At 61.1% G+C, this 26057-nt stretch carries 22 protein-coding genes; 5 read left to right on the forward strand and 17 right to left on the reverse strand.

Annotated features, from left to right (window positions below; genetic code table 11):
- Positions 1 to 4: 4 nt before the first annotated feature.
- The 7 genes from JO015_00275 to JO015_00305 all read right to left on the reverse strand — a co-directional run bounded on the left by JO015_00275 (position 5) and on the right by JO015_00305 (position 7619).
- Positions 5 to 778 carry an ABC transporter ATP-binding protein gene (locus JO015_00275; GenBank protein MBV9997526.1) on the reverse strand — a complete coding sequence of 258 codons (774 nt, stop codon included), beginning with the start codon at positions 776 to 778 and terminating at the stop codon, positions 5 to 7.
- 9 nt (positions 779 to 787) lie between these two features.
- Positions 788 to 1492: a TetR/AcrR family transcriptional regulator gene (locus JO015_00280; protein ID MBV9997527.1), complete on the reverse strand. Its 705-nt coding sequence runs from the start codon at positions 1490 to 1492 to the stop codon at positions 788 to 790.
- Positions 1493 to 1675: 183 nt separating this feature from the next.
- Complete coding sequence (locus tag JO015_00285; protein MBV9997528.1) at positions 1676 to 2905, reverse strand: MFS transporter; 1230 nt, start codon at positions 2903 to 2905, stop codon at positions 1676 to 1678.
- Positions 2906 to 3068: 163 nt separating this feature from the next.
- Positions 3069 to 3494, reverse strand: coding sequence for an OsmC family protein (locus JO015_00290; protein MBV9997529.1), 426 nt, complete (start codon positions 3492 to 3494; stop codon positions 3069 to 3071).
- 246 nt (positions 3495 to 3740) lie between these two features.
- Positions 3741 to 5318, reverse strand: a complete 1578-nt coding sequence (locus JO015_00295; protein MBV9997530.1) for a Na+/H+ antiporter — start codon at positions 5316 to 5318, stop codon at positions 3741 to 3743.
- Between the two features lie 174 nt (positions 5319 to 5492).
- Positions 5493 to 5912, reverse strand: a complete 420-nt coding sequence (locus tag JO015_00300; protein ID MBV9997531.1) for an EamA family transporter — start codon at positions 5910 to 5912, stop codon at positions 5493 to 5495.
- A 207-nt stretch (positions 5913 to 6119) separates the two neighbouring features.
- Positions 6120 to 7619: an alkaline phosphatase family protein gene (locus JO015_00305; GenBank protein MBV9997532.1), complete on the reverse strand. Its 1500-nt coding sequence runs from the start codon at positions 7617 to 7619 to the stop codon at positions 6120 to 6122.
- A 447-nt stretch (positions 7620 to 8066) separates the two neighbouring features.
- On the opposite strand from JO015_00305, the gene JO015_00310 reads away from it, so the two are divergent.
- Complete coding sequence (locus tag JO015_00310) at positions 8067 to 8504, forward strand: hypothetical protein (GenBank protein MBV9997533.1); 438 nt, start codon at positions 8067 to 8069, stop codon at positions 8502 to 8504.
- A gap of 142 nt (positions 8505 to 8646) precedes the next feature.
- Here JO015_00310 and JO015_00315 read toward each other — a convergent pair whose 3' ends face one another.
- The 3 genes from JO015_00315 to JO015_00325 all read right to left on the reverse strand — a co-directional run bounded on the left by JO015_00315 (position 8647) and on the right by JO015_00325 (position 12719).
- Positions 8647 to 9741, reverse strand: a complete 1095-nt coding sequence (locus tag JO015_00315; GenBank protein MBV9997534.1) for a tetratricopeptide repeat protein — start codon at positions 9739 to 9741, stop codon at positions 8647 to 8649.
- Positions 9742 to 10885: 1144 nt separating this feature from the next.
- Positions 10886 to 11110: a hypothetical protein gene (locus JO015_00320; GenBank protein ID MBV9997535.1), complete on the reverse strand. Its 225-nt coding sequence runs from the start codon at positions 11108 to 11110 to the stop codon at positions 10886 to 10888.
- 178 nt (positions 11111 to 11288) lie between these two features.
- Complete coding sequence (locus tag JO015_00325) at positions 11289 to 12719, reverse strand: FAD/NAD(P)-binding protein (GenBank protein ID MBV9997536.1); 1431 nt, start codon at positions 12717 to 12719, stop codon at positions 11289 to 11291.
- Between the two features lie 864 nt (positions 12720 to 13583).
- Here JO015_00325 and JO015_00330 point away from each other — a divergent pair.
- From JO015_00330 to JO015_00345, 4 genes are all read left to right on the forward strand, one after another.
- Positions 13584 to 13994, forward strand: a complete 411-nt coding sequence (locus JO015_00330; protein ID MBV9997537.1) for a sulfurtransferase — start codon at positions 13584 to 13586, stop codon at positions 13992 to 13994.
- 125 nt (positions 13995 to 14119) lie between these two features.
- Positions 14120 to 14425 carry a hypothetical protein gene (locus tag JO015_00335; GenBank protein MBV9997538.1) on the forward strand — a complete coding sequence of 102 codons (306 nt, stop codon included), beginning with the start codon at positions 14120 to 14122 and terminating at the stop codon, positions 14423 to 14425.
- Positions 14426 to 15231: 806 nt separating this feature from the next.
- Positions 15232 to 15999 carry a PEP-CTERM sorting domain-containing protein gene (locus JO015_00340; protein MBV9997539.1) on the forward strand — a complete coding sequence of 256 codons (768 nt, stop codon included), beginning with the start codon at positions 15232 to 15234 and terminating at the stop codon, positions 15997 to 15999.
- 447 nt (positions 16000 to 16446) lie between these two features.
- On the forward strand, positions 16447 to 16707 hold the full coding sequence (locus tag JO015_00345; GenBank protein ID MBV9997540.1) for a hypothetical protein: 261 nt from the start codon (positions 16447 to 16449) through the stop codon (positions 16705 to 16707).
- An 85-nt stretch (positions 16708 to 16792) separates the two neighbouring features.
- On the opposite strand, the gene JO015_00350 is transcribed toward JO015_00345, so the two are convergent.
- The 7 genes from JO015_00350 to JO015_00380 form a co-directional block, all read right to left on the reverse strand.
- On the reverse strand, positions 16793 to 17659 hold the full coding sequence (locus JO015_00350) for an oxaloacetate decarboxylase (protein MBV9997541.1): 867 nt from the start codon (positions 17657 to 17659) through the stop codon (positions 16793 to 16795).
- A 948-nt stretch (positions 17660 to 18607) separates the two neighbouring features.
- Entirely contained in the window at positions 18608 to 19081 is a 474-nt protein-coding gene (locus JO015_00355; protein ID MBV9997542.1) for a histidine phosphatase family protein, read from the reverse strand.
- Positions 19082 to 19109: 28 nt separating this feature from the next.
- Positions 19110 to 19574, reverse strand: coding sequence for a hypothetical protein (locus JO015_00360; protein MBV9997543.1), 465 nt, complete (start codon positions 19572 to 19574; stop codon positions 19110 to 19112).
- 57 nt (positions 19575 to 19631) lie between these two features.
- On the reverse strand, positions 19632 to 20690 hold the full coding sequence (locus JO015_00365) for a M4 family metallopeptidase (protein ID MBV9997544.1): 1059 nt from the start codon (positions 20688 to 20690) through the stop codon (positions 19632 to 19634).
- Positions 20691 to 21030: 340 nt separating this feature from the next.
- Positions 21031 to 21693, reverse strand: coding sequence for a LamG domain-containing protein (locus tag JO015_00370; protein ID MBV9997545.1), 663 nt, complete (start codon positions 21691 to 21693; stop codon positions 21031 to 21033).
- Between the two features lie 45 nt (positions 21694 to 21738).
- The gene (locus tag JO015_00375; GenBank protein MBV9997546.1) at positions 21739 to 24231 is read right to left on the reverse strand and encodes a DUF4157 domain-containing protein; all 2493 of its coding nucleotides are present in this window, start codon (positions 24229 to 24231) and stop codon (positions 21739 to 21741) included.
- Positions 24232 to 24924: 693 nt separating this feature from the next.
- Positions 24925 to 25278 carry a DUF1360 domain-containing protein gene (locus JO015_00380; protein MBV9997547.1) on the reverse strand — a complete coding sequence of 118 codons (354 nt, stop codon included), beginning with the start codon at positions 25276 to 25278 and terminating at the stop codon, positions 24925 to 24927.
- Positions 25279 to 26057: the final 779 nt, after the last annotated feature.

Genomic DNA, 26057 nt, shown 5'->3' on the forward strand with positions numbered 1-26057 from the left:
ACGGTTACCAGGCTAAGGTAGACGCCGGCCGCCGTTGGCGGTTCGGATGAATCCCGGCGACGTGACCATCCGAAAGGCGGATTACCCGATCGGCCATATCCGCGATCACGGCGTTGTGCGTGATAATGACGGCCAGCGTGCGCAAGTCCCGGTTCACCCGTGTGATGGCTTCAAGCACGGTGATACCGGTCTTCACATCGAGCGCGCCGGTTGGCTCGTCACAGAGGAGCACCTCCGGGCGCTTGGCAATGGCGCGAGCGATCGCCACGCGTTGCTGCTCGCCGCCGGACAGTTGCGACGGGAAATGATCCATGCGGCCACTGAGCCCCACCATCGCAAGCGCCTCTTCCGGCGGCATGGGGTCGCGGGAGATGTCGGTGACCAGTTCGACGTTCTCGCGCGCCGTGAGGCTGGGGATCAGGTTGTAAAACTGGAATATGAACCCCACCGTATCGCGCCGGTATTGCGTAAGCGCTTTCTCGTTGGCCCGGGTGAGGTCTTGTCCCCGGTAGGTCAGCGTTCCGTCTGTCGGAACATCCAGTCCACCAAGAATGTTGAGCAAGGTGGATTTACCGCTGCCGGAAGGCCCCAGCAGCACGACGAGTTCCCCATCGAAAAGGTCGAGGTCAACGCTGTTCAGCGCGCGTATTTCGACCTCGCCGGTCGAGTAAACCTTGGTAACGTCACGCGCGCGAAAAAGGGGATCGCGCTCCGGGCTCTCACCGACGCCGGGAGGTTTGGAGGCGGGTGGCAGTATTTCTGGAACCGCGATTTCCATGATGAGCACTCATGCCGCGCCGTTTTCTTTTGTGCCCGGCTTGTCTGAAGTCCGTAGTGCAGTCTGCACTTTCTGAACCATCGAGATAAGAAGCGCGCGTGCCGCCTTCTGGTTCCGGGCGCGAGCCGGCGTCAAGGCGCGGTCAAGGAGAAGGCCCCAGGCGCTAAGCGCCTCCGCAAAAGGAACTTTGTTCTCCTCGGGAACCACCTCCGCACCGGCAATCAGCCCATAACCGGTTACGCTTACCAGGTAGGCCAGCGTTGAAGCCGGGACGTCGTCGCGCAAGGCGCCGGCCTCCTGGAGTTGAGCGAAAAGCTCGGTTCTCATCGAAATCCCTAACCCAACAAGCGCTTTGTCTCGCCGGAGAAAGCTTCCGAAAAGCCGCTGGTCCCGCATCATGAGCGCCTTGATAACCGGATTAGCGTCTACGGCCGCGAGGCTGTGCTGGACCATCCGCGCGAAGCTCCAGTTCTCGCCGTCTTCTTCAAACCGGCGCAGCCAATCTTCGGTGTAACGCGCGAATTCCCACTGAAGCACCGCCTTGAAAAGCGCATCCTTATTCGGGAACTCGAGATAGACCGCGCCCTTGGAGATGCCGGCCTCCCGGGCGATATCGTCCATGCTGGTTTTGTCAAAGCCCCAACGAGAGAACAGGGCGCCAGCGCAATCGAGCAGCCGTTGGCGCCGGGTTGATTGCTGGAGATCGGCCGTCATAACGACAATATGACTGGTTGTTCCCGTTCAGTCAACCGGTCAGGTCGTCGCCGGCTCCGCCCCAAGGCCAGACCCGGACAAACCGAGGCCCGGAACAGAACCGGTGCCAGAGGGTTCGACCGGCGCCGCTCACGCTGTCCCAAAGGTCGGGCAGGCTGAGCGGTTGGCGCACCGCTCGCCTGTTCAGGGCACCCGGGTAGGAGCAGAGGTTTCTACGGCCTTCAGGCGTGGAACCGGTGCAATGGTCACGAGTAACAGCGCCGCCAGCAGCAGCGCGCTGCCGCACCAGAACGGCGCCTTGCCGAAATCCGCGGTGTGCCGGGGGTTAAAGCTTAAGAGCCAGCCGCCGGCTACCGGACCGGCGCACCGGCCCAGGCTGGCCGCAGCTTGCACCATTCCGAGCACGCGACCTTGGGAACGCGGGTCCGTACTGCGCGACACCAGGCCGCTGATGGACGGGTTGACCAGCGAATTGCCGGTGGCCACCCCGGCGCTGACCAGGAGAAGCGCGCCAATTCCTTTCACCAGCGGCAATGCAAACAGGGCGCAGGCCAGAATCGCGACCCCACCCATCGCGATTCGCTTCTCGGTGAATCGATGGACCAGAGGGCCGACCAGCCGGGCCTGAACCAACACCGCGGTGGCCCCGATCAGGGCGAAAACGTAACCGTTTTCCGCCCCTGTAAAACCGAACCGATCTTCCGTGAAGATGGCGAAGAAGGCCGTCATCAGCGTAAATCCAAACATCATAAAAAAATAGGCGGCCATCAACGGGCCAAGCACCTTTGCTTCACCCTGCAGGAAAGCCGTCCGGATTCGCCCTCCGGTGGAGCGAGTCCGGTTTTGCGCCGGCAGACTTTCCGGCAAAACGAAGGCGATCAGTCCGGCATTAACCGCGGCCAGCGCGCCGGCAAAATAGAAAGGCGCCGATACGGTTACCTGGCTCAGCACCCCGCCGAGCAACGGCCCGCAGATAAAGCCTAACCCGAATGCCGCCCCGAGCAGCCCCATAGCCTTTGCCCGTTCCTCTGCGGTGGTCACGTCGGCGACGTACGCCTGGGTGGTCGAGACGTTGGCGCCGAAGACCCCGTCGATGGTCCGTGCAACAAAGAGCCATCCGAACGCGTTGGCTGAGCCCATGATGAGGAACGCTGCGGCCTGACCGGTCGTGCTCAGCAGCAGGACCGACTTTCTACCTAAACGATCCGAAAGCGTCCCTACCACCGACGAGAAGAGAAATCCCATGGCGGAGTAAACCGCCAGCAAGGCGCCGATCATGACGGGCGAAGCGGAGAAGCGCTCGGCGTAGAGGGGCAGGATGGGGATCACGATCCCGAAACCGAGCATGTCCACAAACACCGTCAGCAGGAGGGGCGCCAGCGGGGACGCCTGCCTGGAACCGGGCTTGAGCACGTCTTTTGATTTTTTTCGCAGAAGTGCAAGGCCTGCAAACCGGCCGCGGCCAGGACCCACCCGGCAGGCGTGGGCCGCCATCAGGCTCGTTCCACGAGGTTGCAACGGCCCGGAGCGCCTGCCAGCTTCAATCGATACTGGCAGGCCGGCTCCGGCGCGCCGGCTAGGTCTCGAGATGCTTCGTCAGGCTGATGTCAGCCTTCAGCACGCGCGAGACCGGACAGCCTGCCTTTGCTTTATCCGCAATTTCATCAAATTGCGCCTGATCAATGCCGGGTACCCGCCCCTTCAGTTCAAGGTGGATGGCCGTGATCGTCCAGTCACCGTTGACCTGTTCAAGGCTGACGGTCGCTTGCGTTGTCAGTTCGTCCGGCGTAAACCCGGCACCGCCTAAAAAGGCGGAAAAGGCCATCGTGAAGCAGCCCGCGTGCGCCGCTGCGATCAACTCTTCGGGGTTGGTGCCGACGCCGTTTTCGAAGCGGGTTGAAAACGAGTATTGGGTCTGCTTCAACACGCCGCTCTGAGTAGAAAGCGTGCCATTGCCTTTTTTGAGATCGCCGTTCCAGACGGCCGATGCGGTGCGTTTCATGGATGTTGGGGTGTTTGATTGGGGGTTTAAAGGTATTCTAAGTACTCTACGATACGGATCGCGGCTACTATACGGATCGCAGACCAAAGGGATAGTTTTCCCATTGGGTATAAGCTATTCATTCGACCCGGACGCCACCGGATGCCATCCCGGGTCCGCTGCTCGTCCCGCGGACCGGGCACGGAGACGATGGCGTTTTCACGCGTGGGAGTTGCATTCATCTTCCACTCGGCCGTTTGTGGGATTTTACCCGTGCGCGTGCAGCCTGGCTTCGGCGTGATCGAGGTCTTCCTGTATGCGGCGCAACGCTTCGTCGTTAATGACGTACTCGTCGCGCAACTGGATGATGGTCCGGCGCTCCACGTCGAGGGCCTCCTGCTGCAAACGCTGGTAGGACGGCGCAATCCAACTCCCGGCATGGTTCCCGCCCGCCGCGGCGTAAATCTCCAATTGCCGGATGCGATCCCGGTATTCCACGCGGAGCCGGTCCAGCAACTCCCGCGAGAACCGGCCTTTGGCTTCCTCGAGGTACGCAAGCGCCGCTTCATTGGCCTTGAGCCGGGCCGTTCTTTCTTCCAACTCGGCAAGTCCGTCATCCATCACACCCAGCCCGAGAATCAGCGCCGGCAAACTCAGGCCTTGCAGCACCAGCGTTGAAACGATCACACAAAACGTGATGAACAGAACGTAATCGCGCCCGGGGAAAGGCTGCCCGTTCGAAAGCGTTATCGGTATAGCCAGCGCGACTGCCAGCGACACCACCCCGCGCATGCCCGCCCAAGCCACCACGGCCACGTTCCGCCAGTCGGCATAGGGGTTCTCCCTGTGAAACGCCGCGTTCAGCCCGCGCAGCAGGCTGACCGACGCAAACACCCACGCGATCCGCACCGCGACGGCGGCCGCGCTGACCAGCACGCCGTGCCAAATCAGCCGGTTCAGGGATTGGCCGGAGAGCGCCCCAAGGATGCGCGGCAGCTGCAGCCCGATTAGGATGAACACCAGGCCGTTCAACAGGAATACCACCATCTCCCAGAACACAAACGCGTTGAGCCGCGTGCGAGGAGTGAGGATCTGCGGTACCCGCCAGCCCACGAACAGCCCGCACGCAACGACGGCCAGGACGCCGGAGAGGTGCAACCGCTCGGCCGGGAAATAAGCGATAAAAGGCGTGAGCAGCGAAAGGGTGATCTGCACGGGCGGATCATCCAGGTGGCGCTGAGCATGGACGGCGAGCCAGGCAACGCACAGGCCGATACCGGTGCCGCCCAAGGCGACCAGGATGAATTGTGCACCGGCTTCGCCGAGGGAAAACGTTCCGCTCATCGCCGCCGCCAGGGCGAAGCGGTAAGCGACCAGCGCCATGGCGTCATTGACCAGGCTCTCGCCCTCCAAAACGGCGACGACTCGCCGGGGCACGCGCAAACGGCTGGTGACCGCGGTCGCCGCGACGGCATCCGTCGGCGAGGTGATGGCCCCGAGCGCAAAGGCGGCCGCCCAGGGCAAACCGGCCAGCGCGTGCGCTACGGCGGCAACCACCACCGTCGTCAACAACACCAGCCCGATCGCCAGCAGCAGGATGGGACTCAGGTTCGCACGAAAATCGCGCCAGGACGTAAAGACCGCCGCCGGGTAGAGGAGCGGTGGCAGGAGGAACACAAAAATCAGGTCGGGGTCCAATTGCACCGGCGGCAAACCCGGCACAAACCCGAGCACCAGGCCGCCGATGACCAGCAGCACCGGGTAGGGTAGGCCCACTTGCCTGGCCACGAGGGCCAGCACGGCGATGACGATCAGCAGTACAAAGAGGACTTCGGCATGGTTCATGATCTGCGAGAATGCGCCCGACGGGGCAGCTGATTACACCGTTTGCCGAGAATGCGTTCCGACACAATGCGGATCTCGCCCAGGGCGAGATCCGCATTGTGTCGGAACGCATTCTCGGCAAACGGGTCCCCATCCCCCCACCCGGCTCGCCGGCGCCGGACCGGCGGCGGTATTCTACCTCAACACGAGGATGAGCGCACCCACCGCAATAAAACCGCCTCCTAACCCTTCCCGGATCGTCAGCCGTTCGTGAAGGAACAGCACGCCGAACGCCATCGCCATAACCACGCTGAGTTTGTCGACCGGGGCGACCTTGGATAGATCGCCTACCTGCAGCGCTCTGAAATAGCATAGCCACGACAGGCCCGTCGCGAGGCCGGACAAAATGAGAAAAATCCAGGCTTTGCGCGACACCGAGTGCACGTCAACGCCTCCGGACGTAGCAAACACGAGCGCCCAACAGAATATCAGGATAACCGACGTTCGGATCGCCGTAGCGAGATTGGAGTCGATTCCAGATACGCCGATCTTGGCGAGAAGAGCGGTCACTCCGGCAAAAAAGGCTGACGCGATTGCCCAAATAAACCATTGCATACGATTAAAATCTTTCGGAATTCTTTATGCCCGGAAGTGCTCGAAAGCGAGTTCGCTTGCGTTTTCAGTTTTCGACGGGGACTTCAAGGGTTGAATCCAGTTGAATCCAACGCACAAGCGGCCGCAGCCTCGAAATAGTGTCGGGGCGCAGAACCAATGCGCCCCGAAGTAAGTCATCGCCCGTCGAGCGGCTGTCTTGCCGCCCTGTCAAGGCACGAGGGGCTCGCCGGTTTTTGGATCCAAGATCAGGCGGCGCGTACCAGGGCCGCAATGGGTGCGATCAAAATTGAACATGTTGAGCAGAACCCCCGAGTATTGATCAAACGACGCGTCCCCGATCCTGCCAAGACCCCAGTTATCCTCGATGAAGCGGACAATTGACGACTGATCGGTTGTGGTATGATCGACAAAGTTCTCCTTCGCAAAAGGCGAGATGACGATCAACGGCATCCGGGGGCCGAACGAGTAGCGCCCCTGATAACCCCCCAACGGCGCGTTCGTACCCGACTGGCCGCCTTGGGTGTCGGGCGCCGTAAGGAAATCATAGGCCGTCTGGGATTCGTTCACGCAGGGCGGCATGACGTGGTCATACCAGCCATCCGAATCGTCATACGCGATAATGATCGCCATCGTGTTCCATTCCGGCGAGAGCATAAGACGATTGATCGTGGCAACGACAAACTCCTGCTCGAGGAGCGGGTCAGAGTATCCCGGGTGCCCGTCCTGGTAGGCAGGCGCTTTAAGGTACGAAACCGCCGGCAGATGGTGAGCGCTTAACGCTTCCCAGAAGCGGGTAAGGTCGTACTGGTGATTCGCCTGGTCCGTCTCGCCGATCGTAGCCACGGACGTCGGAGGCAAGTGCGTCGGATTTGCGGTTTGCGGGTAGTATTGGAAAGGCTCGTGGTGCGGGATGTAGTCGGTCTTCGGACTCCCGTTGGCGCCGATGTGAGTTTGGCTGGGATGATCGAAACCTCCCTCGAACCAGCCCCAGGTGATGTTCTTGGCGTTAAGCAGATCACCGATGTTTTTGCCGGTCATCTGAAACGTCGTTCCGCCGGACGCAGTATCCCCCGCCGGGTCGAGGTCACTGATCACCGAGCCCTGCTCGACTGAACCGGTAATCTGGGTCGGCACGGCGCCATGCGTCTGGCCGGAAACCACGTTGATCGCCCCCGGGGTGGACGGCCCCGGGACCGAACCGAACGAATTATCGTTCATCGCAAAGTTTTGCGCGTAGTTCCAGTAGGCGGTGACGGTGTTGCCGTCGAAGTAATCCATCACCACCGTCGGGCTGCCATCCGGTTCGGGCGTTCCCGTGTACTCGACGAACTTATCCATTAAACCATGGTCCATCGCCTCCTGTTCGTTGGCATAATTATGATTCTGATCCGCGGTGGCGGCATGCGAACGGTCGAGGCGCTGCGGTTGCAAGGCGTTTTGATTCAGCGTGAGAAGGTCCTGGGTCAGACCATTCACGGAGGGAGTACCGCGCCTGGCGACGAAACGCGGTTCTCCCGGCGGGTTCGTGGCCACCGGGTAGGTGGCGAAATAGTGATCGAATGAAATGTTCTCCTGAAATATAATTACCAGGTGCTCGACGGGATACGCGGTTTGAGATCCTGCCCGACTGTTCTGCGGGGTGTCTTGCCCGAACGTGTAACCGGCAAAGGCGGTGGTTGCCAAACAGACGATTTGGGTCGTGTTCATCCTCAGTACGGTTTTCAGCATGCCGCGCCCGAGCCCGGACGTTCGCACTCCCTGCCCGGCGAGCAATCAACTCGTTCCGGCGCGGCAGCAGGAATGATTTACGCGCGGCCCCGGGAACACAAAAAGTGATTTGCAACATTTCCGTCACGGTCGGGCTGCGTCGTCACCGGACCGGGTTTCTTACGAGTGTATTTTCGTTTCGGCAAAGATAAGCCGGCTTCCTGTCGTCTTACGGCAGGTTCCCGAGTCCGGGTGGCGGGCCCTCTACCCGCCGCCGGGCGCTCATCCTACCTGCCGTTAACGACCTAACCCTTGTAAGGCGCCGCCCGACGAGGTCTTCGGCACGCGGCCGTCTCCATGAGCAGCCGGAAAATCAACCGGCCGCTCAGTTAAAGCGGGTATTTTTTGCGCGCTTCTGGTAAACATTTTTCCCGGTCGGTTAAATCTATGAAATTTGCATCCGTGATCTTTATGGCGTTTGCCGTGTCGAGTATCCCGCTGGCTCCGCAAGCGCGTGCTGCTTCCAGCACTTTCGATGGGCCCTGGGCAGTCACGCTCTACACTCCTGAGTACAAGGATCCAACCGGCGTGGTCGCCCGGGCCTACACGTTTCAATTCCCGGCACAGGTAAAGGATGGGGTGCTTCATGGCGAGCACGGCACACGAGGTCAGCCGGCCTGGCTCGCACTCGACGGGAAAATTCAGCAGAACGGCTCTGCGACGCTGCACGCTCGCGGGATCACCGGCCGAGAAGAATATAACCTGGGTCACGTGAAGACCGGCAGGCCGTACGAATACGACGTAAACGCTCATTTCGCAGGGAGAGAGGGGAGTGGACGGCGCGTGGGCGGCCGGATCGGAAATTTCACCTTCGTTAAAAGCTGAGTGGCGGGCTCATTGTAGGTGGGTGAGCGCTTTACCGCCTCGCGGGTGCCGCCGTATGGAATGGCACCAATGCGGCAAGCGGAAAAAATACCGCACACAAACAAAGCAAGAACCCGGTGCGGCGGCTTCCGGCTCGCGGCGCTCACAGGGCGCCCTGAAGCCGCCTCAGCTCAGCTTGAGCCAGCATATATTCATCGAAGGCGCTCTCCTGCGTGGCAAGGCAGCTCCTGAAAGCGTCGATCGCCCCGGGCTTGTCACCGGCCAGCAGGCGTTTCATGCCGGCATAAAACCATGCCTCGCAATGCTGAGCCCCGCCGGTCTGGGGATTTTCCGAATTCGCCGCCGCGAGCAACTCGGGTTCATCCATTCGGCCCAGCAGAAATGCTCCGATTTTCGAAAGCCAATCGTGCGCCGCCGCCGGTCCCCGGCTCTTTAGGTAGGCGGACAACTCCTGGTCGGCGGAGGCCAGTTGCCCTTGCTCGGCGCGAACCAGCCAAATTACCAGATGCAAATACCCATCGGTGGCCTGGGGTGCAAGCTCACTGCTCACGATCAGAGGAGACACAGCTCCGGAAAGATTGCCGGTCGCGTATTTGCATAAACCTTCGCCTCGAAGCGCCTGGTAGTCTCTCGGGTTGATCCGAAGCGCCTGTTCAAAGTTGGCGGTCGCCCCGTCCAGATCACCTTTCCTGAGTTTCGCCGAGCCCAGGTTATCAAACGCCTGGCCGAAATCGGGATCCAGCTGGACGGCAAGATTAAATTCCGCCACCGCCCCGTCCAGGTCGCCTTTCATCGCCTTGACCGATCCGAGGCTGTTATGAGCCTCGGCAAACCTCGGGTTGATCTGGAGGGCATGCTCAAAGTCCGAAATCGCCTGGTCCAGGTCACCCTCGTTCGCGCGCACCGATCCGAGGTCATTGTACGCCCGGGCAAATCGGGGATTTAACTGGATCGCGTGCTCAAAGTCGGCTACCGCCTTCCCGAAATCCCTCTTGCCGGCCTCCACCATCGCACGGTTGTAATAGGCGATCGGATCGTCCGGGTGCAATCGGATCACGCGGTCAAATTGCGCAATGGCCCCGTCGAGGTCGCCTCGGTAGCCCTTGAGCACCCCGATATGGGACGCGGTGATTGCATCCTGCCATTCTTCAAACGGTAGGGGCCGCTCGGCAAACGCCGCCGCCAGCAGGAGGAAACTCAAGAAGAGAACGGATGGCGTGAGGCGTTTCGTGCTCACCTTTGCACCTTCGAGCGCCGCCTCCGGATGTCAAACCAGGTTCCCCCGAAATGCGCCGCGGGGCGCGCGGGCGGATTCGTGCGCGGGGCGCCGGAGCCTATGACGCGCTTTCACTTGGCCGGCGCCTTTAGGCCAGGCGATCGCCCGCCCCACAGACCCCCCCCGCGGACCTGTCCCTGTTCGCCTGCCCCAGAACACGGCCTGCGGACCTGTCCCCGTTTTGGCCCCAGAAAACGGCCTGCGGACCTGTCCCCGTTTCGGGAATGCCCCATCCGGAGCACGCGACCTGTCCCTCTTTGCGTGTCCCTGGGAACCGCGCGGATCTGCTGAACGGAACGGCTCAGGCGCCTTGCCTGCCGGAACCGTACGGTGGCCGGTTTGCGCTCGCTCGGTATGTCCAGCCCGCCAAGGCGGGGCTATTTGCGTGCCCTCGTGACCTGTCCCCGTTGGGCGTGCCTCGACGCCATAGTAATTGGTTGGGGGGCCCGGCACGCCCTTGATTTGACGGGCCATTGCGACCTGTCCCCGTGGGCGAGAACACCCTGCGGACCTGTCCCCGTTCGCCTGCCCCAGAGCACGGCCTGCGGGCCTGTCCCCGTTAGGCGTAGGCGTGCCTCGACGCCACGGCGAATGAATCGGGGCCGGCACGCCCTCGATCTGAGGGCCCTCGTGACCTGTCCCCGTTGGGCGTGAGCGCGATTGCGACCTGTCCCCGTTGGGCGTGCCTGCCGTTGACCCGGCGCGGTTGCGATCTGTCCCCGTTCTGGGACGCAAACAGCCGCGGGCCTGTCCCCTCAGCGCCGGTCATCCAGGATACAGTCAAAAATTGGTTGGGCCGGCGGCGGAAGCGTCATCGAGCTGATCGTCGGTGCCGGTACGCCCGGCACCCCGCCACCACAACTCTCTACGCGCTGCGTAGTCGAGCGTACGAGCTCGCGTCCGGCGCAGTCTTGCTGGACCTCGCCGGAGACAGACGATCACCTGCCGCGGCTTAAGCCAGAGGCAGCCGCGCTAAAAAGGCTGAACGCAGAAGGGCAAACCCCCTTACCGGCCATCCCGGCGGCACCACCGTAAGCCGCGGAACACCCATCGGCGGCCTCGCCAGCCCGGGAGGCGAAGCGTCGGCCTTGATCACAGTGGGGCGTCAATATGGGGCCACGACGATGACCGGACCAGGAGCCCAATAGCCCGGGTGCCAGTATCCGCCGTACCAATAGCCACGGTGCCAGTAGCGGTGATGCCAGTAGGGGTGGTGATAACCATAACCGTAATAGCGGCGGTGATAGCGCCAGTACTGGGCGTTGGCGTTCTCGCTGAGCGGCAATAGCACCGCCGCCACCGTGACGAAGGCTAACAGCAGATTTTTCATGAGTTGGTATCCTGTAACGCCTGGCTGCACCGATTTCAATCACCCGACCGGATGACATCCGGGTCCCCGGTCGATCAGCGGGTAACGTGAGGTTTCGCCCGAGGAAGGCCGCCTGTCACGACGGGTTTTGCGAAGGTTAACCTCACCTGGACAAGCCTGGCGGGTGGATTTCATTCACCTAGATTTCATAGGCCGGGACCGATTTGCTCCTGTCCACATCCGCCGGGGCGGGTTCCAACCGGTCCAGATCGCGGCAAAGACGCCACGCCAGCGCCTCCGCTTGCACCCGCAATTCCGGGACGGCGGTTGTCTCCAGCAACCGTCCTTTCTTCGGACTGCCCAGCGTGTAGAGGTTTGGGACCCGATCTCCGTACACGTTGTAAACGATCCCATCCGGACTCACGTCAAGGCCGAGAAACAAAGGGTCAGGCGTAATTAACCCGCGCAAGAACAACTGCATCACCAGAGGGTCTTTGAGCTTATGATAATTGCATTCGGGCCCGGTGCAGTTCACGACATAACGCACCTGCAGCCGCCTGGGTTCGTGCACCGGAACCTGAACGAACTCGACCGCCAAACCGGTTGCATTTTCAGTTATACTTTGAACACGGCCACGGTAACAGACGAGGCGCCCGCGCATTTCCAAATCGTTCTTGATGGCCAGGGCTTCCGGAGAGGCACGATGGCGGTGCGGCTCCCAGTACGCTCGCAGGTGGCGCAGGAACCGGCGTCGCTCCGCCCAATCCCATTGCTGCCAGATCATCTGGGTGGACGGGCGCAACGCATCAATGACGGCCCTCCAGTCACTGCCGGCTGCAGCCGCGCGTTTTGACACCATGCGCACGTGGTGGAACGCCTCGCGGGCGGTCTTGGGTAACATGGATTCATTCAGCACCGGCGGGCAAGGCCGGTAGGATGCGTGCGGCTGCGGAAACAGGCCCCGCCGGGAGATCAGGTGCATAACCCCTTCTTCGCGATGGCGCTTGGCCAGGCTCAGCAACAAGTCGAGCGCGGTCAGGCCCGAACCCAGGATGAGAATATCGCCTGGTTCGGACAGGCGCTTAACGGTAGCCTCGGCCCAGGGGTCGGTCAGGTACCGGGGGCTGGTGTGGAAGCGTTGGTCCCGCAGCTTCGGATCGCCGGGCGGGAAATTACCGAGGGCCAACACGACCTTTGCCGCGTCAAGGACCTGCCCGCCGGTAAGCTCCAACTCGAGCCGTCCATTAAGTTTCGGCTTCACGTCGATCACCTCCCCTTGCAGGAGCCGGAGGCTGGACCATTGCCGGCGCGTGTCCTCGAGCAACGTTTCAAGATAATCGCCGTACAGCTTGCGCGGGACAAAAGCTCCGGCCTGGACGCTCCCGGCGCCGGCGGTGCGGCAGTGGTCCGGGTGCTCATGGCACCAGCGCAGGAAATGCTCGGGATCCCGTGCATAGGCGCCCATTTTGCCAGCGGGCACGTTGAGCAGATGGGCCGGGTCCTCGGCGCCGTAAGCCACGCCTCGGCCAAACCGCTTTTGCTTCTCGATGAGTGCAACCGAGACGGTCCCGGCCGACATGCGCGCAAGGTGAATGGCGGTAAGGGTGCCGGAAAAACCTGCCCCGATCACCGCCACATCACAGTGAGAACCCCGATCCGCACCACACCCGTTTAACATCCCTCCAACATAGCCACCTCACGCCCCGCAGGCAAACCCATACTTAAATAGTAAAGATTCAACCGCCCCCCCGCGCCTCACGCCGCAGCGCCTGCCCAGCGCACCCGCACACGCGCCTGCGCTTCCCGGCGGATGAATGCTCGAGATCGGCGGCATGGGCGGCATGAATTACCCGGAGCTCGACCCCTTGAGCGTCGAGGCGGTTGTCGATCGTGCGAAGCAGGAAGCCCGCCTTGGAGAACTTGTTGCGGCTGCCGGAGAGAGTTAGAAAATAGGGCAGAAAGACAGGAGAAAGTGAACGGGTGTGGAAGTTAGAACAACGGGGCGAGCGAACTCGCGCAGGGGATCGACGATCGGACGGACCGGTCAGGTCAGGTCAGGTGCCGCAACTCGGCAACCCGGCCCGGTAAGCGGGCAGGTTCCCAGCGCAGGTCCACGGGCGGGGCGGTTCAGGCGTCACCGGTTGGCAGTACAACAGCGCCCCCGGTCGAGCCTGACCCGGCACGGCGGCGTCACGGAAAAGCAAACCGGCGCCGCGGTTACCGCCTGGAAGAGGAGGTGCGTACTCATCGCAGTCCGGACTAAATGACAGGCAAAACCGGTTTGGCAAGCCTTTCTGGCAGGATTTTCAACCGGGACGGGCGCCAACCTCATGTGTTTCGTGCAGGGCGGGTCCGGAATGGGCCGGCTTCACCGCCGATTTGCTTGACGTCCTCCGAAAGGATACTATAATGGTAGTGTTTCGTATGCCGGGCGGGATCCGCACCCTGCGAAGGCCCCCCTTGATTACACAAGAGAAAGTGAGGCCTTCGGCCAATGAGCGACAGGAGTACCGCCTTTTCAAGGCTCGCCGAGCAAGCGCGAAGCCGGATCAAAGAAATCAGCCCGATGGAACTCTCCCGGGCAAAGCCTGCCCCCGTGATCATCGACGTTCGGGAAGCCGACGAATACGTTAAAGGTTACATTGCGGGTGCAAAACATCTCAGCCGCGGCGTACTGGAACAAAAGGTCGTGCACGTGGTCCCGGATTTGTCCACGCCCGTAGTCGTGTACTGCGATCGAGGTGACCGGGCAGCGCTCGTGGCTGACAACCTGCTCAAAATGGGTTATCAAAAGGTTCGTTCCCTCAAGGGCGGCCTGCAAAACTGGCTGGAGTCCGGTGGGATCGTTGAAACCCCAAACCGGATCTGGAGACCGGCGTACGGGCTGTCCAGACGGGCTGAGTAGGCCATCAGCTTTGCATGGTGGTGCAGACAACCGCACCCACCCGCCTGCCCATACGCACTTCCCATGTTTCCGAACCGGCCCTGTCCCACCTTCTCAGAAAACGCCCCGTTCTGAAAGGCATCTTTATGCAACTCGTCCCCTCCCCTGCGGCCAAAGCGCACATGCTCCACGCCAGCCGCGGCCAACGTCTGATCTTCGGGTGTCCGCCGAAGCTGAATCATTTGCTGGTGTTGGTGGATTCCCAGGCCGACTCGAATGCGGCCCTCGATCTCGCGACCGAACTCGCCGACGGCCAACGCGGGTGGCCTTTGGCCTTGCTTGCTCCGGCCGACCGAGCCGGTTTTAGCCCCGGAGAGGCGGCAGAACCCAGCCGAGGGTTTACCCTTGAGCTTTACCCCCATTTTTCGAGGGCAGCGCGGGGACAGCCGTGACCGTCTTACGGCCCGAAGGGCCAAGAGAACTTAGCCCAGGGCTTTACCCCCTGGGTAACCGTCAAATCACGATGCAGCCTTGAAGGGGCGGCAGAACCCGCGAGCGACGCCTTCTGCCGCCCCTTCAGCAAATCCAACCCGGCGGGGCGGGCGTTTGTTAGGGAGGGCGTATGGACGTGGCGCCTCAGGAGGGCTTGATCGTGATTTGACGGTTTCCCGGGGTAAACCCTCGGCTGGGTTCTGCCGCCCGTTCGGGGCTAAACCCGGCTCAACCATCCTGAGAAGGGGTGTAATACCATTCAGACAGTTACCTCGGTAGAATTCGGCTCAGGGGATGCCGGCGGCGGAGGATGCGCCGCAGCTGGTTGAATCGGCCTTAGGCCCAACGGGCCGGCAGACCTTAGCCCTTCAGTTCGTAAAACCGTCCCCCGGCCGCCGGCGCCGGAGCACCTAACTCACCTCAAGCCCTGAAGGCCCCGGCGGCTCGCCGGCCGCCCCTCTGGCTCCAGGCAACGCCCCGTCCGGTGCCCTTAACTAAATGGCAGTGGGTTTCGGGGAACCACCATCCACCGCGCCGAGGTCTGCAGGACCGGCAGAAGAGCCTGCCCCCGCGTCTCTGCCGCCTTAAGGCTCGAAGTGGAACCGGAAAGCTAATGTTGCGCGACGGCCGCCCCTCTGAGGTAAATTGCAGAGGCCATCGCTGCTTACCGCCGTCCACGCCCGACGCTTTTACTATGGTTTAGGGTTTAGCTTTACCCGATGCAGCTCCGCCGGGTAGGCTGCATCGGTTTACACGAAGATCAAACATGAAAAAGTTGTTGTTTCTCGGCATCGGGATAGGGATTATCCTTCTCGCCGCAGACTGGGGTGAAGCGCAGGAAGTACGTTATGACCTTACCGGGACTTACCCGAGCACGGCGCCCAGGACGTCGTTGACGGCACCTGGGGGCGCGTTCGACTTTGGGTTTCTGGTGCCGGCCTCCGTGCCGAATTTCACGCCACCTAACAGCCCCTTTTACATCACCGCGCCCATCCTCTCCGGGTCTTACACCTTCGGCGGGAGCACCGATCCGGTGATTTCAGGGACGTACGTTTTCTCCAATTCCGCAGGCAACGTCACCGACATCAGCCTAACCACGTCGCTCGGAAACATTGAGCTTACTTCGCCGCCGCCGAGCCTCGGCCCTTCGGTGTTCGCCGGTCGTCCCGATGCCTCGGGTCAATCCCATTTTCTCACCGGCGATTTGGGAATAGGCATCTTTGACCCCATCGACTTTACGCTGACCGGCCACAGCAGTTTCGTGGTCACCGGCGGCACGTTGGTCTCGATCGTTGGTGCGTCGGTGCCTGAACCGTCGAGCCTCGGCCTGGTGGCGCTGGGCTTGATCGCCTTCGTGGGGATGGCCTCGCTGCATTCCCGGCGGCGCCTGCCGCTGACGGCGTCTAACCCTACCCCAAAGGTTAGTGAGTCACCGCGGAGAGAGGGGTGCCACCCGGAAATCTGCCAATCTGCCATTCTCCATTTTGAGAGGCATAGATCTCGAGGCCACGCCTGCGAAGAGCACCGCTATTGACACAAGACGAAGGCCGGTCCTAAGGAAAAGGAAAGGACGAGGACACGAGAGTTGGTCACGCACGCAGGTGACGTTACTGCGAGTGCATCAAAAGGCGGCCTGGGTGTGAAACTCCGGCATGCACCGAAACTGCTGACCCTGCAAAAGCCGGCCGGATGACTTTGCCGCAGGGCTCGCACCTGCTTGCCTGGCCAAGGGCCGGGGTGGGCCGGCCTGCCTGCGTTCGCCCGGCCGAAGCCCCGCAGGATCTGCCTCGCCAGGGTTTCGGCCGTTCGTTGGCTCGGGCCGTAAGGTTGCACCCGTTTGGCACTTGCCGAACGCCAGGGATAGGGAAAGGTTAAGAGGCAACGCGCCGGCTCGAGCATCGGATTGGTCCATGTTTGCGCCCCCCGACTGGGAGAATACGCTGCCGGATGAGAATGGATAGCCAATGAAAGGCATTGAGCCATGAGCAGTGACCTCCCCCTAAACGAAGCTGAGATTGAGCGCCTTAACTCGGAACAATCCCGGCTTGAGAACGTGCTTCTGCAACGGGGCCTGGACCTGCGCGATGCGCGAGCCGAGATTGCTCGGCTAAAGGGCCTGATCCGGGAAATGCTTCCTGTAGTCCAGGATTATGCGGGCGAACGCTTGAATCCAACGCTGCATGACGCGGACCTGATCGCCCGGGCCAGAAGAGCGGTCGAAGGGGACCAACCGCCGCCCTGACAACGACGACGCGCTGCCGGTGCGCACGCGACCTTCCCCCTTTTCCCTCTGTCCCCGCCCTGGTCCGCTCTCCCTGGGGAGGTCCTCAAAGCTTTTCCCGGAGCTTTAAGAATTTCTCCACGCCCAGCAACTCCTTCACCTCCGCAAAGCTCATCGCCTGCGTAGCCAGCTGGTCCACCCGACCGGTGTTCTTCCAGGCGTCGCACAACTCGCGCACGGCCCGGGCGCAGACCATCAGCGATTCAATCGGACAAACCACGACCTTGTAGCCGAATTGTTCCAGCTCGTTTACCGAGAGAATCGGCGTCACCCCGCCGGTAAGCATGTTCACGAATAGCGGATGGTTCACCCGCTTCGGTATCTCCTCGAGTTCCGCGCGCGACTCCGGCGCCTCGATGAAGGCAATGTCTGCGCCGCTGTCGCAACATCGATTGACCCGATCGATGGCGTCGTCCAGGCCGTTCATCTGGCGCGCGTCGGTGCGGGCGAAAATGACAAAATCCGGGTCGCTCCTGGCCTCCACCGCCGCTTTGATCTTTAACACCATTTCCTCACTTGGGATGACCCGTTTATCGGCAAAGTGGCCGCAGCGCTTGGGCATCACTTGGTCTTCCAGTAAAATCCCGCTCGCCCCCGCGGCTTCGAAGGCCTCAACGGTGCGCTGGACGTTATGCAAGTCGCCGTAGCCGGTATCGCCGTCGGCAATCACCGGGATGGCAACGCGCGCCGCCATCCGGCGCACCGCCTCGGCCATTTCGGACATCGTGAGAAAGTTCAGGTCCGGCAGGCCAAGCATCGATGCGCTGGTGCCAAACCCACCGATAAACACGGTCTCAAAGCCGGCCTTCTCGACCATTAACGCGGTGAACACATCGTGAGCCCCAAGGCTGCGGATGATGCCGGGCTGTTTCAGCAGCTCACGGAGGCGTTTGGGACCGGACTTCGGACTCATGCGCCTTGTTGTATCACTTATCCGGCCCAACGGGCCAGGAGAACTTATACCATTCAAACAGTTGTTTCGGTAGAATCTCGGCTCAGGGGGGCGCCGGATGATGCGCCGCATCTTGTTGAATTGGTCTTACACCGTTTGGGCAGTTATCTTGGTGGAAGCTCAACCGGGTTACAGCCCCGAACGGGCGGCAGACCTTAGCCCAGGGTTTACCTCTGAGCTTTACCCACGTTTTTTGAGGGCAGCGCGGGGACAGCCGTGACCGCCTTACGGCCCGACGGGCCAAGGGAACATAGCCCAGGGTTTACCCTCGGAAACCGTCAAATCACGATCGAGCCCTCCCAAGGCGTCACGCCTGTACGCCCCCTCTGACAAACGCCCGCCCCGCCGGGTTGGATTTGCTGAAGGCATCGCGCGGGGGTTCCGCCGCCCCTTCAGGGCTCACATCATTTTACGGTTACATAGGATAAAATCCGGGCTAGGTTCTGCCGCCCCTTCGGGGCTGAAACCCGGTCGAAATTCCACCAAGGTAACTGTCTAAATTGATGTAAGATCCGTTCAACAAGGTGTGCAGCAGCCTCCGGCGCACGCCTTCAGGCGTCCCGACGGGACGCGATCGCTCTTAAATGCCCCGTCCAGGGACTGAAGTCCTTGGCTAACCTCAGCCGTCCCTTCGGGACGAAAGCGCCCCCCTCCGCGGGCCCTTAACTAAATGGCAGTGGGATAAAGCCCTGGACTAAGGTCTGCCGGCCCGTTGGGCCTAAGACAAAATTTTACCTCGATGGTCATCGAAATGGTATTAGCGATGATCTCCCCCATTCGGGGCTGGAACCGGTTCCAGGGTCCGGCCGCATTCGCCCGTTAGGACGGGAAACGCTCACTCGCCCGAGCGCCGGCGTCCCTGGGTAAGATCGACCGCTCTCTGATCTGCATCGTGCCGGTGGAGGACCTTCAGAACGGCTCGACTACCTTGGTCAGGGAGGGCGGTGGCCCGCCGGCATATTCAAGGGCCAACACCAAATCGTAAACGGCATCATCCCATGGGTCCGGCACCTCGGACGGTATGGCACCGAGTTCAGCCGCCAGCTTCGGGATCTTTTCATGGTGCCAGCAGACCAGAGCCAAGGCCCCATTGTAGCGTGGATCGCTTAACAATTCTTCAGCCAACGCCTTATGCTGGCCATCGCTGAACGTCTGGTCGATGGGGATCCCGACTTGATCACTGAGAGGTTTAAGCGTCTCAAAAGGGCGGTTGCTGTCCGGAGATTCCTGCGTTGCGAAAAGAAAATCAGGTATTCCGAAGGTCTCCGGGATATACGTTACCAGGCGCGCGGCCCGTTCCTCTCCTTCGGGTGAAAGGTGTGGATCCCGGTGGGCCTCCGGCTTTTCCGCATGCCGCATGATCAGGATTTTACGTGGGTTCATGGCGTGTCGCCCCGGTTCGGCAGGACGGTTACTTGTCGAGGTGCGGCTGATACGGCTGGCGTTTGGTATTCCGCATCATCCACTGCTTTAACTCTTTCAGCACCGGTGGTGCTGCGGTTGCCCCGGCCACCGCAGGTTCGCTCCATCTTACATTTTCGCCGTCAACGGTTAATTCGTAGGTCTGGAAGTCTGCGCGACCGGGAGCCGCGGAAGGCGCCGGCGAGCCCGTGGCGCCCATGGATGACGCCACGGTAAAATCCTGGCCGAACACACCCGCCTTGCGCGCTTCCGCCACTAATTGCTGAAGCGCGCCCAGTTGCTCCGGCACGACGCTTCGTTTCGTCTCGTCCGACGAAAGATTAACTTCCCACTTTCCTCCGATGCCCGTGAATCCGCCGGTTACCGTCAAAACCGCTTTCATAAAATCACGCAAGTTGCTCTGCTGGGCCGGCGGGTTCTCCGCTTTAAGCGAGAAGGCGACGCAAGCGACCATCAGGCTCAGTACCAAACTCCCTCGGACGAACATGGCGACTATGGAGTCGGGGATCAATCAAACAGCGATTCCTACATTTTGCCAGGCTTCAATCACCGCTTTCTCCTCCGTACTGCCGGGTTTGAAAAGCGTTCTGGCCGTCTGCACGATGATCTGGGCAGCCCCATGAAAGTCAGTTTCGGGTGAAAACTGCTTGAGTGCCGCATACCAAATCCGGCCTGCCCTCTCCCAGGCATTACCCCCGAGCGCTGTTGCCACCAGGAAAAAGGCGTGGTTCGGGATTCCGGAGTTGATGTGTACACCGCCGTTATCGCTCGTCGTCCGGACGAAATCTTTCATGTGCGCCGGCTGGGGGTCTTTCCCCAGTACCGGATCGTCATACGCGGTCCCCGGCGCCTTCATGGATCGCAGAGCCACGCCGTGAATACCGTCGGCAAGCAACCCGGCGCCGATCAGCCAGTCGGCATCTTGTGCGGATTGCTTCGTTTGATACTGCTTCACGAGTGAGCCGAACACGTCCGAGATCGACTCGTTAAGCGCACCCGGCTGATCCCGATAGAGCAACCCGGCCGAGAACGCGGTGACACCGTGAGTCAACTCGTGCCCGATCACGTCAACGGCAATGGTGAACCGCTTAAACAACTGGCCGTCACCGTCACCGTAGACCATCTGTTTTCCATCGAAGAAAGCGTTATCATAGTGGTCCGAATAATGCACCGTCGAATCCAGACGCATGCCGTTGTCATCGAGGGAATTTCGATTGAACTGTTCTTTGTAGAAATCATAGGTGGCTCCGGCGCCGTCGTAAGCCTCGTTGACCGCCACGTCTGCCGAGGGCGGATCACCTTCGCGACGAACAACGACCCCCGGCAGGTCCTCACCCTCCTGAGCGTTAAAAATCGTCCGGCGCTTTACGTCGCCTCCGGACGGAAAAATTCCTAACATACGACTGAGGACCTCGCGGCGCCCGTGAAGTCTCGCGGATTGCGTCAAACTTTTGATCGCCCATTGTCTGTGGTGGGCACTGCCGTGCCGGGCGAGGTGCTCCAGGATGTGCGGCGGCAGGATGCAATGGAGTGGGTCGCGATGAGGTCCAGGGGAATGATGAGTGCACATGGCTGCTGCTGTTTCTTTGGGTTGTAGTCTCTCCTTCAGGTCAAATCTTCCGATCCGAACGTCATGATGAAGACGCTGCAATTTTTGATGTTTCCCTTCGTCAGATTTGTGTCTCCTAAGCGACGGCAGATTGCGAGGTGCGGCAGCAGGCGGGATGTTCGTTAACCACCAGGCTTCAGAACACAGCGACATGCTTGGATCGCCTTCGAAATATGCCTGAGAACAGGTAGGTTTTTTAGCCTTTGACCAAGCCTCCGTCCATTACCCGATGGGGTTACGGAATTGGTTCGCGCACACCCGTTTGACCCGGGTTCCACAGGACGGGCTGAGCAGCGGCTGCTCAGAGAACCCAGGAAGCGCCGACGATCTGCCCGGAGTGCAGACCGGTCGTGTCCACGGCGATGTCCTTATCGAGCCGATATTCGGCAACGAGTCCGTCCGTCGGGATCGAGCCGCTAAAGACCTTCTGCACCTCTGCGTCCGTAAGAACCCGGCTCCAGATCTGCACGCCTCGGATCGCGCCTAAAAAAAAGCTGTTGAAATCGCGGGTGCCGAAGCGAAGCGGCGCCGTACCGTGCTGCGGGGTGATGACGCCGGCGTACGACTCGCTTCTTTTGAACACGCCGTTTTTATAGATCGAGACGGTTTGTCCGTCGGCGACGCCGGTCACGTGGATCCATTCACCGGCCTGGACAGGCTCCTGGAAATAGGTGCCCACTCCTTTCCCGGGCTGCGGGTTAAATACATAGAAACTGATCCGGTTGGGTCGCGGCGGGACATCCGTGCTCGTCTCGTTATACATTCGGAACGTCCACTCCTGCGCACCGATTTGCCCTTTGCCGAGCCAATGAACGTAGCCCGTGCTTTCAGCGTTCGGAAACGTCAGCACGTCCGGTCGCATCAATGCGGCCACCGTCAGGCTGCCGGTCGTCGCGACACTCAAACCGGCATCATCCGGGATTTCGACATAGTCCTTGATACCATCAAACTCGAGGGTGCTCATAATTACAATTTTGCTTGTTTAAACCGTTTTGGATCCGGCGAATTTTTAGCGAGTGCGTTTGTCGTCTGCCGGCTCACTCGGGAACGTTGCTATCTGCTTACAATAATCGAGGTTTCGCGACTGCAACACTGCTTCCGCCGCCGAAATACTCAACATCTGCAACAACTGCGCCCATCTTTCCATTCCGCACGGACCCAGCACGCGATTCGCGGCGCGGAAGTCCCCGTTGAAGAAAGCGATTTGCAACGCCTCTTCCCCTACCACGGAGACGAGGCTTTTCACTTTCTCAGTGTTTTCGCCGTAGCCGCTCTCGGACGGCGCACCGATTTCAGCCGCAAGCTGCCGCGTCAGGTATTCGGTTGCGCCCTCATTGACGTAGTTACGCGCCTGCGCCGAAAAAGTCGGGTGGGCGTAGGCGTGCAGGCCCTCGTGGATCAGGACGGTCAGGTCACGCCGGTCACGCGCATAGTAGATAACCGGATTCTCGACGGTTGCGTGTTCAAGTTGTTGCCCGTTGGCGCACATCGGCTCATCAGCCGCCGAAGGGATCGCTGCCGGCGGTGCAGGACCGGTGTCGGTCCAACCCACGAGATTACTTGAATCGCTCTCGGCATCTTTCGGGTGGCGACATTTGAACCAGACCTGCAGCTGAGCCTGCGTGACGGGCCGGATCCGCGCGTTGTGAAGCGGTCCGCCGGCAGCGGCCAGGTGGCGGCCGTATCGACGACGAATAAGGGTTTCTGCCTCATTGAAGCCGACGCGTGCCCCGGCTGCGCGCTTGCGCTGGTCGGTCAGCGTTCCAGCTATTGCGCCAATCCCGGCCCCAAACCCTAACCCTAGGGCCGCGCCTCCCGCCGCAAGGCCGAACACGGCGAGCAAACCGAGCCCTCCCGTTAAGACGCCTGCCAGGGCAAGCCCGATTCCGGCGGCGAGTCCAAGGCCCCCACCGATTCCCAGTCCCCATTTCAATCCGGTCAAAGCGCCCCGAGCGGCTCCGGAACGGGAAGCATATTCGATCTGCTCGCCAATCAACTGCGCCAGGATGTCCGGTTCGGGGCGTCCGGTGCTGTGATGCCGTTCCGAGGTTCCCACGTAAATCGAGAGCTGAGGGATATCCCCCGCTGCTTCCTTTCGCTGCACCTCGTCGTTTCTGCGATCGTCCACATCGACCGTGTAGAAACGCACCTTAACCGGCGGCGGCGCAGCGCGAAATTTCAGACACATGTCAGTCAGGTCCGCCTGCAAATACTGGCACGGGCCGCACCACGCCGCTCCATAGTCGACGACGGTTACAACCCCGGATTCCAACAGGCTTTCGATTTCCTCGCCTTCAACCGCCCGCAAGCATGAGCCTGCCTTCGCCGGCGCGGGCTGGTTCGCCATGTTTGTCTGCCTCGGATTTTGGCGGGACTCTTTCGCCTGCCGCCGCAATACCGCAGCCCCGCTCGGCGCTCGGTAAGGGTAGCGCCCTCCCCCGCCGCCAAGAGCCTCGGCAGACCTTGCTTCCCCTTCCTCCCGGTCATCCGCCCGACCAACTACCCCCGGAGCGCACGAGTCTGCCGCGCTTTGCTGCTGCATTACATGGGTTAGTTCGTGGGCGAGCAACTTCCGCCCCTCCGTGGTATGCGGAGCGTACTGTCCCCTTCCGAACACCACGTTGCGGCCGGAGGTGTAAGCCAGCGCATTCACCGCCTGGGCTGACTCCGCCGCGCGCGCATCGGAAAATACTCGCACCCGGCTGAAATCGTATCCGAACCGGGCTCCCATGAAGGCGCGGGTAGGTGGGTCGAGCGGTTGGCCGCCCGTGTGCAGAACCTCATGGACGACGGGGGGCACCCGGCCCGGGTCCGCCGAAGCCGCAGCGCCGTTCCGGAGATCGTTTCTATGGCCGTTGCGAGACGCTCCGGACTCACCGCCTTCGGAGGGTTTGCCGTACGCGACGGCGCGCTGGAAGGCACGACCGCGCCCCTGAATAGGAAGCGGAGCGCCCCCAACGTTCGCTTGTACCCGCGACCCGGGACGCGTGGCTTCTGCGTTGGTCATAGTGGCAGGCACCGCCCGCGGGTAATTGAAACCTGCGCGGTTCACGTTCGCCTTGATCGTCCCATCGGGGTTGAACACGCATGGCACAGGACCTTTCTGCCTGGCGGCGCTGCAGTAGTCCCGTTTGGTTCCCGTTACCGCGTCCAATTCGTCCTTGAGCTGGTCGCAGCAATCTTGACTGATGAGCCCGCCTGCCTTCCAACCCAGGTATCCTCCGAGGGCGAGTCCTGCCAGCCCACGCCACAGTCCGCCGAGGAGGAACCCCCCGACGAATCCTGCCAACCCTCCGATGATCCCCCCGGCGACCTTCCCGGCGCTCAACCGGCCCTTATCACGACACTGGAGAGCGGTCAGCCTGGTCAGGCACTCTTCTTCCTTCGAGTAGGCGAGGCATTCAGAAGCGGGTTCGGATTCGTGACTCCAACGATTATACGCGTCCACGCATGCGTGCTGGCGTCCGACGTCATTAGCCGCTTTGTCCAGGCAGGCTTTCAACCCCCTGCAACAATTCGCGTCATTCGCGTCATCACGATGCGTTTTCTCATGTTGAGCCACGCAGTCCCCGGCGCAATGTTCGACCAGCGGAGGGGTTTTCAGAGTTCCTGAATTGGGGTCACAAGCGGTAACCCCAAGGTTTTGGCCTTGGCATCGCGGATGCAGGACCGAGGAATCGCATTGCCGGTTGCGGATTCTCTGAAGGCGTTTCTTGCGGCACTCCTCGCATTCGCCGGTCGGACCGGGTGTTCCGCCGCAGGCGCACTTCCGCCGGACCGCGAGGCGCGCCGGTGGATAAGATCGTCCTAGGGCCGATTCAGCGGGCGCGGCTTGGCGTGGCGGCATGCGCTCACGGTGTTCCCTGCGCTCCCCCGGCGCGAGTACCGAAACCCGGCCGAAGGATACGGGCACCGCCGTTCCTCCGGGAGCGGTGGATTCCCATCCGGCCGAGAATGCGTCCGCGGCGGCGGAGGTTCGGGCCGCGTCTTTCGGCACCCGCGTTGCCTGCATGGCGGGCCCGCGCGTCAATGTAGCCGGTTGCGATCTCATCTGCACGTTGGATTACTTACCCTGAGACAGCCGGTGATGGAACGGCGTCATCCGAGGCATTGATCACGCCGTCGCCCGCCGCCATCAAGGTGGCAAGGGCATAAATGATATCCCCGAGGTCACCGCTACGGCCAAACCGGTTCATCACTGCCGCGTTTCATGGTCAGGTTGATTATTCTCCACCGCCGGATCTTCGGTAAATGGCGCCGCCGGAGTTCTGAGTGCCGGGTTAGTGGCTTGCTCCAGAAGGCTTGCGCCCGCTGAGAGCGAAGGCCACAACAACGCCCGTTCCCACCAGCTTTCACCGAGCAGAAATGCCAGCGGCGCAGCTACCCACAAGCTGAGGCAATAAAAACAATCCAGCAACCTACCCCAAAACCCGTCCCCCGCGGATCGGCGCAGGTGAACCACGATGTCCCCTGGACCATCTTCCGCTTGGAGCAGGTGCGTCATCCGCCAGACCGTAAGCAGGCCGAGAAGTAAGCGATAAACTTTCATCTTTCACGCAGCGAGATGCAGAAGGTTTTGCGCATAAACTACCGAATTGATTTGGAACTGAGCTTTACTCACAGTTCTTGAGGCCCGCGGGGAGAGCCGTGACCGTCTTACAGCCCGAGGGGCCAAGGGAACGTATACAATTTCGATGATCACGGAGGTAAAACTTTGTTTTTCTTCCCAGGTGCCCTGCCGGCTTTACACCTATTAGATCATATAACCTCGCCTAGGCCCAACGGGCCGGTAAAACATAGCCCAGGGTTTACCCCACTGCCATTTAGTCAAGGGCGGCAGGCCTGAAGTGGCCTTCGTCCCGCGGGTTCTGCCGCCCCTTCAGCAAATCCAACCCGGCGGGCGGGCGTTTGTTAGGGAGGGCGTACAGGCGTGACGCCTTAGGAGGGCTCAATCAAGATTTTACGGTTACCCAGGGTCAATTCTGGGCTAAAGTCTCCCGGTCCTTTCGGGCCGTAAGACAATCCAACCAACTTCAAAACCGGTGTATCCGCAACCGCTCCTCCGGGGCAACGACCGGCTAAACTAACTTGAAAACGGAATATTTGCATAGAAGGGGTTTCAGCCTGTGCTTTAGGTTGGCCTTCACTCACTTCATCTGCTATACTGCAGGCGATTTGCCACCGGTGCAACGCCGAGCCTCCCCCGGGGCTCATGCGATTCGCAGGCGGCCCACGCGAGGATAGAAAAGATGGCATGCTGCGGACAAAGAAGGCAACAGGTGAGCACCCCGGCGGTTTCCGTCCGGCCGGCAAATGCTCCGGTGAAGG

The organism is Verrucomicrobiota bacterium (genome assembly GCA_019247695.1).
In the GTDB taxonomy this organism is placed as follows: domain Bacteria; phylum Verrucomicrobiota; class Verrucomicrobiia; order Chthoniobacterales; family JAFAMB01; genus JAFBAP01.

Bases quoted from the DNA above. Each gene is read 5' to 3' on its own strand.
- JO015_00290 (MBV9997529.1), bottom strand. From the start codon at position 3,494: ATGAAACGCACCGCATCGGCCGTCTGGAACGGCGATCTCAAAAAAGGC.
- JO015_00355 (MBV9997542.1), bottom strand. From the start codon at position 19,081: ATGAACCCACGTAAAATCCTGATCATGCGGCATGCGGAAAAGCCGGAG.
- JO015_00275 (MBV9997526.1), bottom strand. From the start codon at position 778: ATGGAAATCGCGGTTCCAGAAATACTGCCACCCGCCTCCAAACCTCCC.
- JO015_00330 (MBV9997537.1), top strand. From the start codon at position 13,584: ATGAGCGACAGGAGTACCGCCTTTTCAAGGCTCGCCGAGCAAGCGCGA.
- JO015_00340 (MBV9997539.1), top strand. From the start codon at position 15,232: ATGAAAAAGTTGTTGTTTCTCGGCATCGGGATAGGGATTATCCTTCTC.
- JO015_00345 (MBV9997540.1), top strand. From the start codon at position 16,447: ATGAGCAGTGACCTCCCCCTAAACGAAGCTGAGATTGAGCGCCTTAAC.
- JO015_00380 (MBV9997547.1), bottom strand. From the start codon at position 25,278: ATGAAAGTTTATCGCTTACTTCTCGGCCTGCTTACGGTCTGGCGGATG.
- JO015_00370 (MBV9997545.1), bottom strand. From the start codon at position 21,693: ATGAGCACCCTCGAGTTTGATGGTATCAAGGACTATGTCGAAATCCCG.
- JO015_00335 (MBV9997538.1), top strand. From the start codon at position 14,120: ATGCAACTCGTCCCCTCCCCTGCGGCCAAAGCGCACATGCTCCACGCC.
- JO015_00295 (MBV9997530.1), bottom strand. From the start codon at position 5,318: ATGAACCATGCCGAAGTCCTCTTTGTACTGCTGATCGTCATCGCCGTG.
- JO015_00365 (MBV9997544.1), bottom strand. From the start codon at position 20,690: ATGTGCACTCATCATTCCCCTGGACCTCATCGCGACCCACTCCATTGC.
- JO015_00320 (MBV9997535.1), bottom strand. From the start codon at position 11,110: ATGAAAAATCTGCTGTTAGCCTTCGTCACGGTGGCGGCGGTGCTATTG.
- JO015_00305 (MBV9997532.1), bottom strand. From the start codon at position 7,619: ATGAACACGACCCAAATCGTCTGTTTGGCAACCACCGCCTTTGCCGGT.
- JO015_00360 (MBV9997543.1), bottom strand. From the start codon at position 19,574: ATGGTCGCTTGCGTCGCCTTCTCGCTTAAAGCGGAGAACCCGCCGGCC.
- JO015_00310 (MBV9997533.1), top strand. From the start codon at position 8,067: ATGAAATTTGCATCCGTGATCTTTATGGCGTTTGCCGTGTCGAGTATC.
- JO015_00350 (MBV9997541.1), bottom strand. From the start codon at position 17,659: ATGAGTCCGAAGTCCGGTCCCAAACGCCTCCGTGAGCTGCTGAAACAG.
- JO015_00300 (MBV9997531.1), bottom strand. From the start codon at position 5,912: ATGCAATGGTTTATTTGGGCAATCGCGTCAGCCTTTTTTGCCGGAGTG.
- JO015_00280 (MBV9997527.1), bottom strand. From the start codon at position 1,492: ATGACGGCCGATCTCCAGCAATCAACCCGGCGCCAACGGCTGCTCGAT.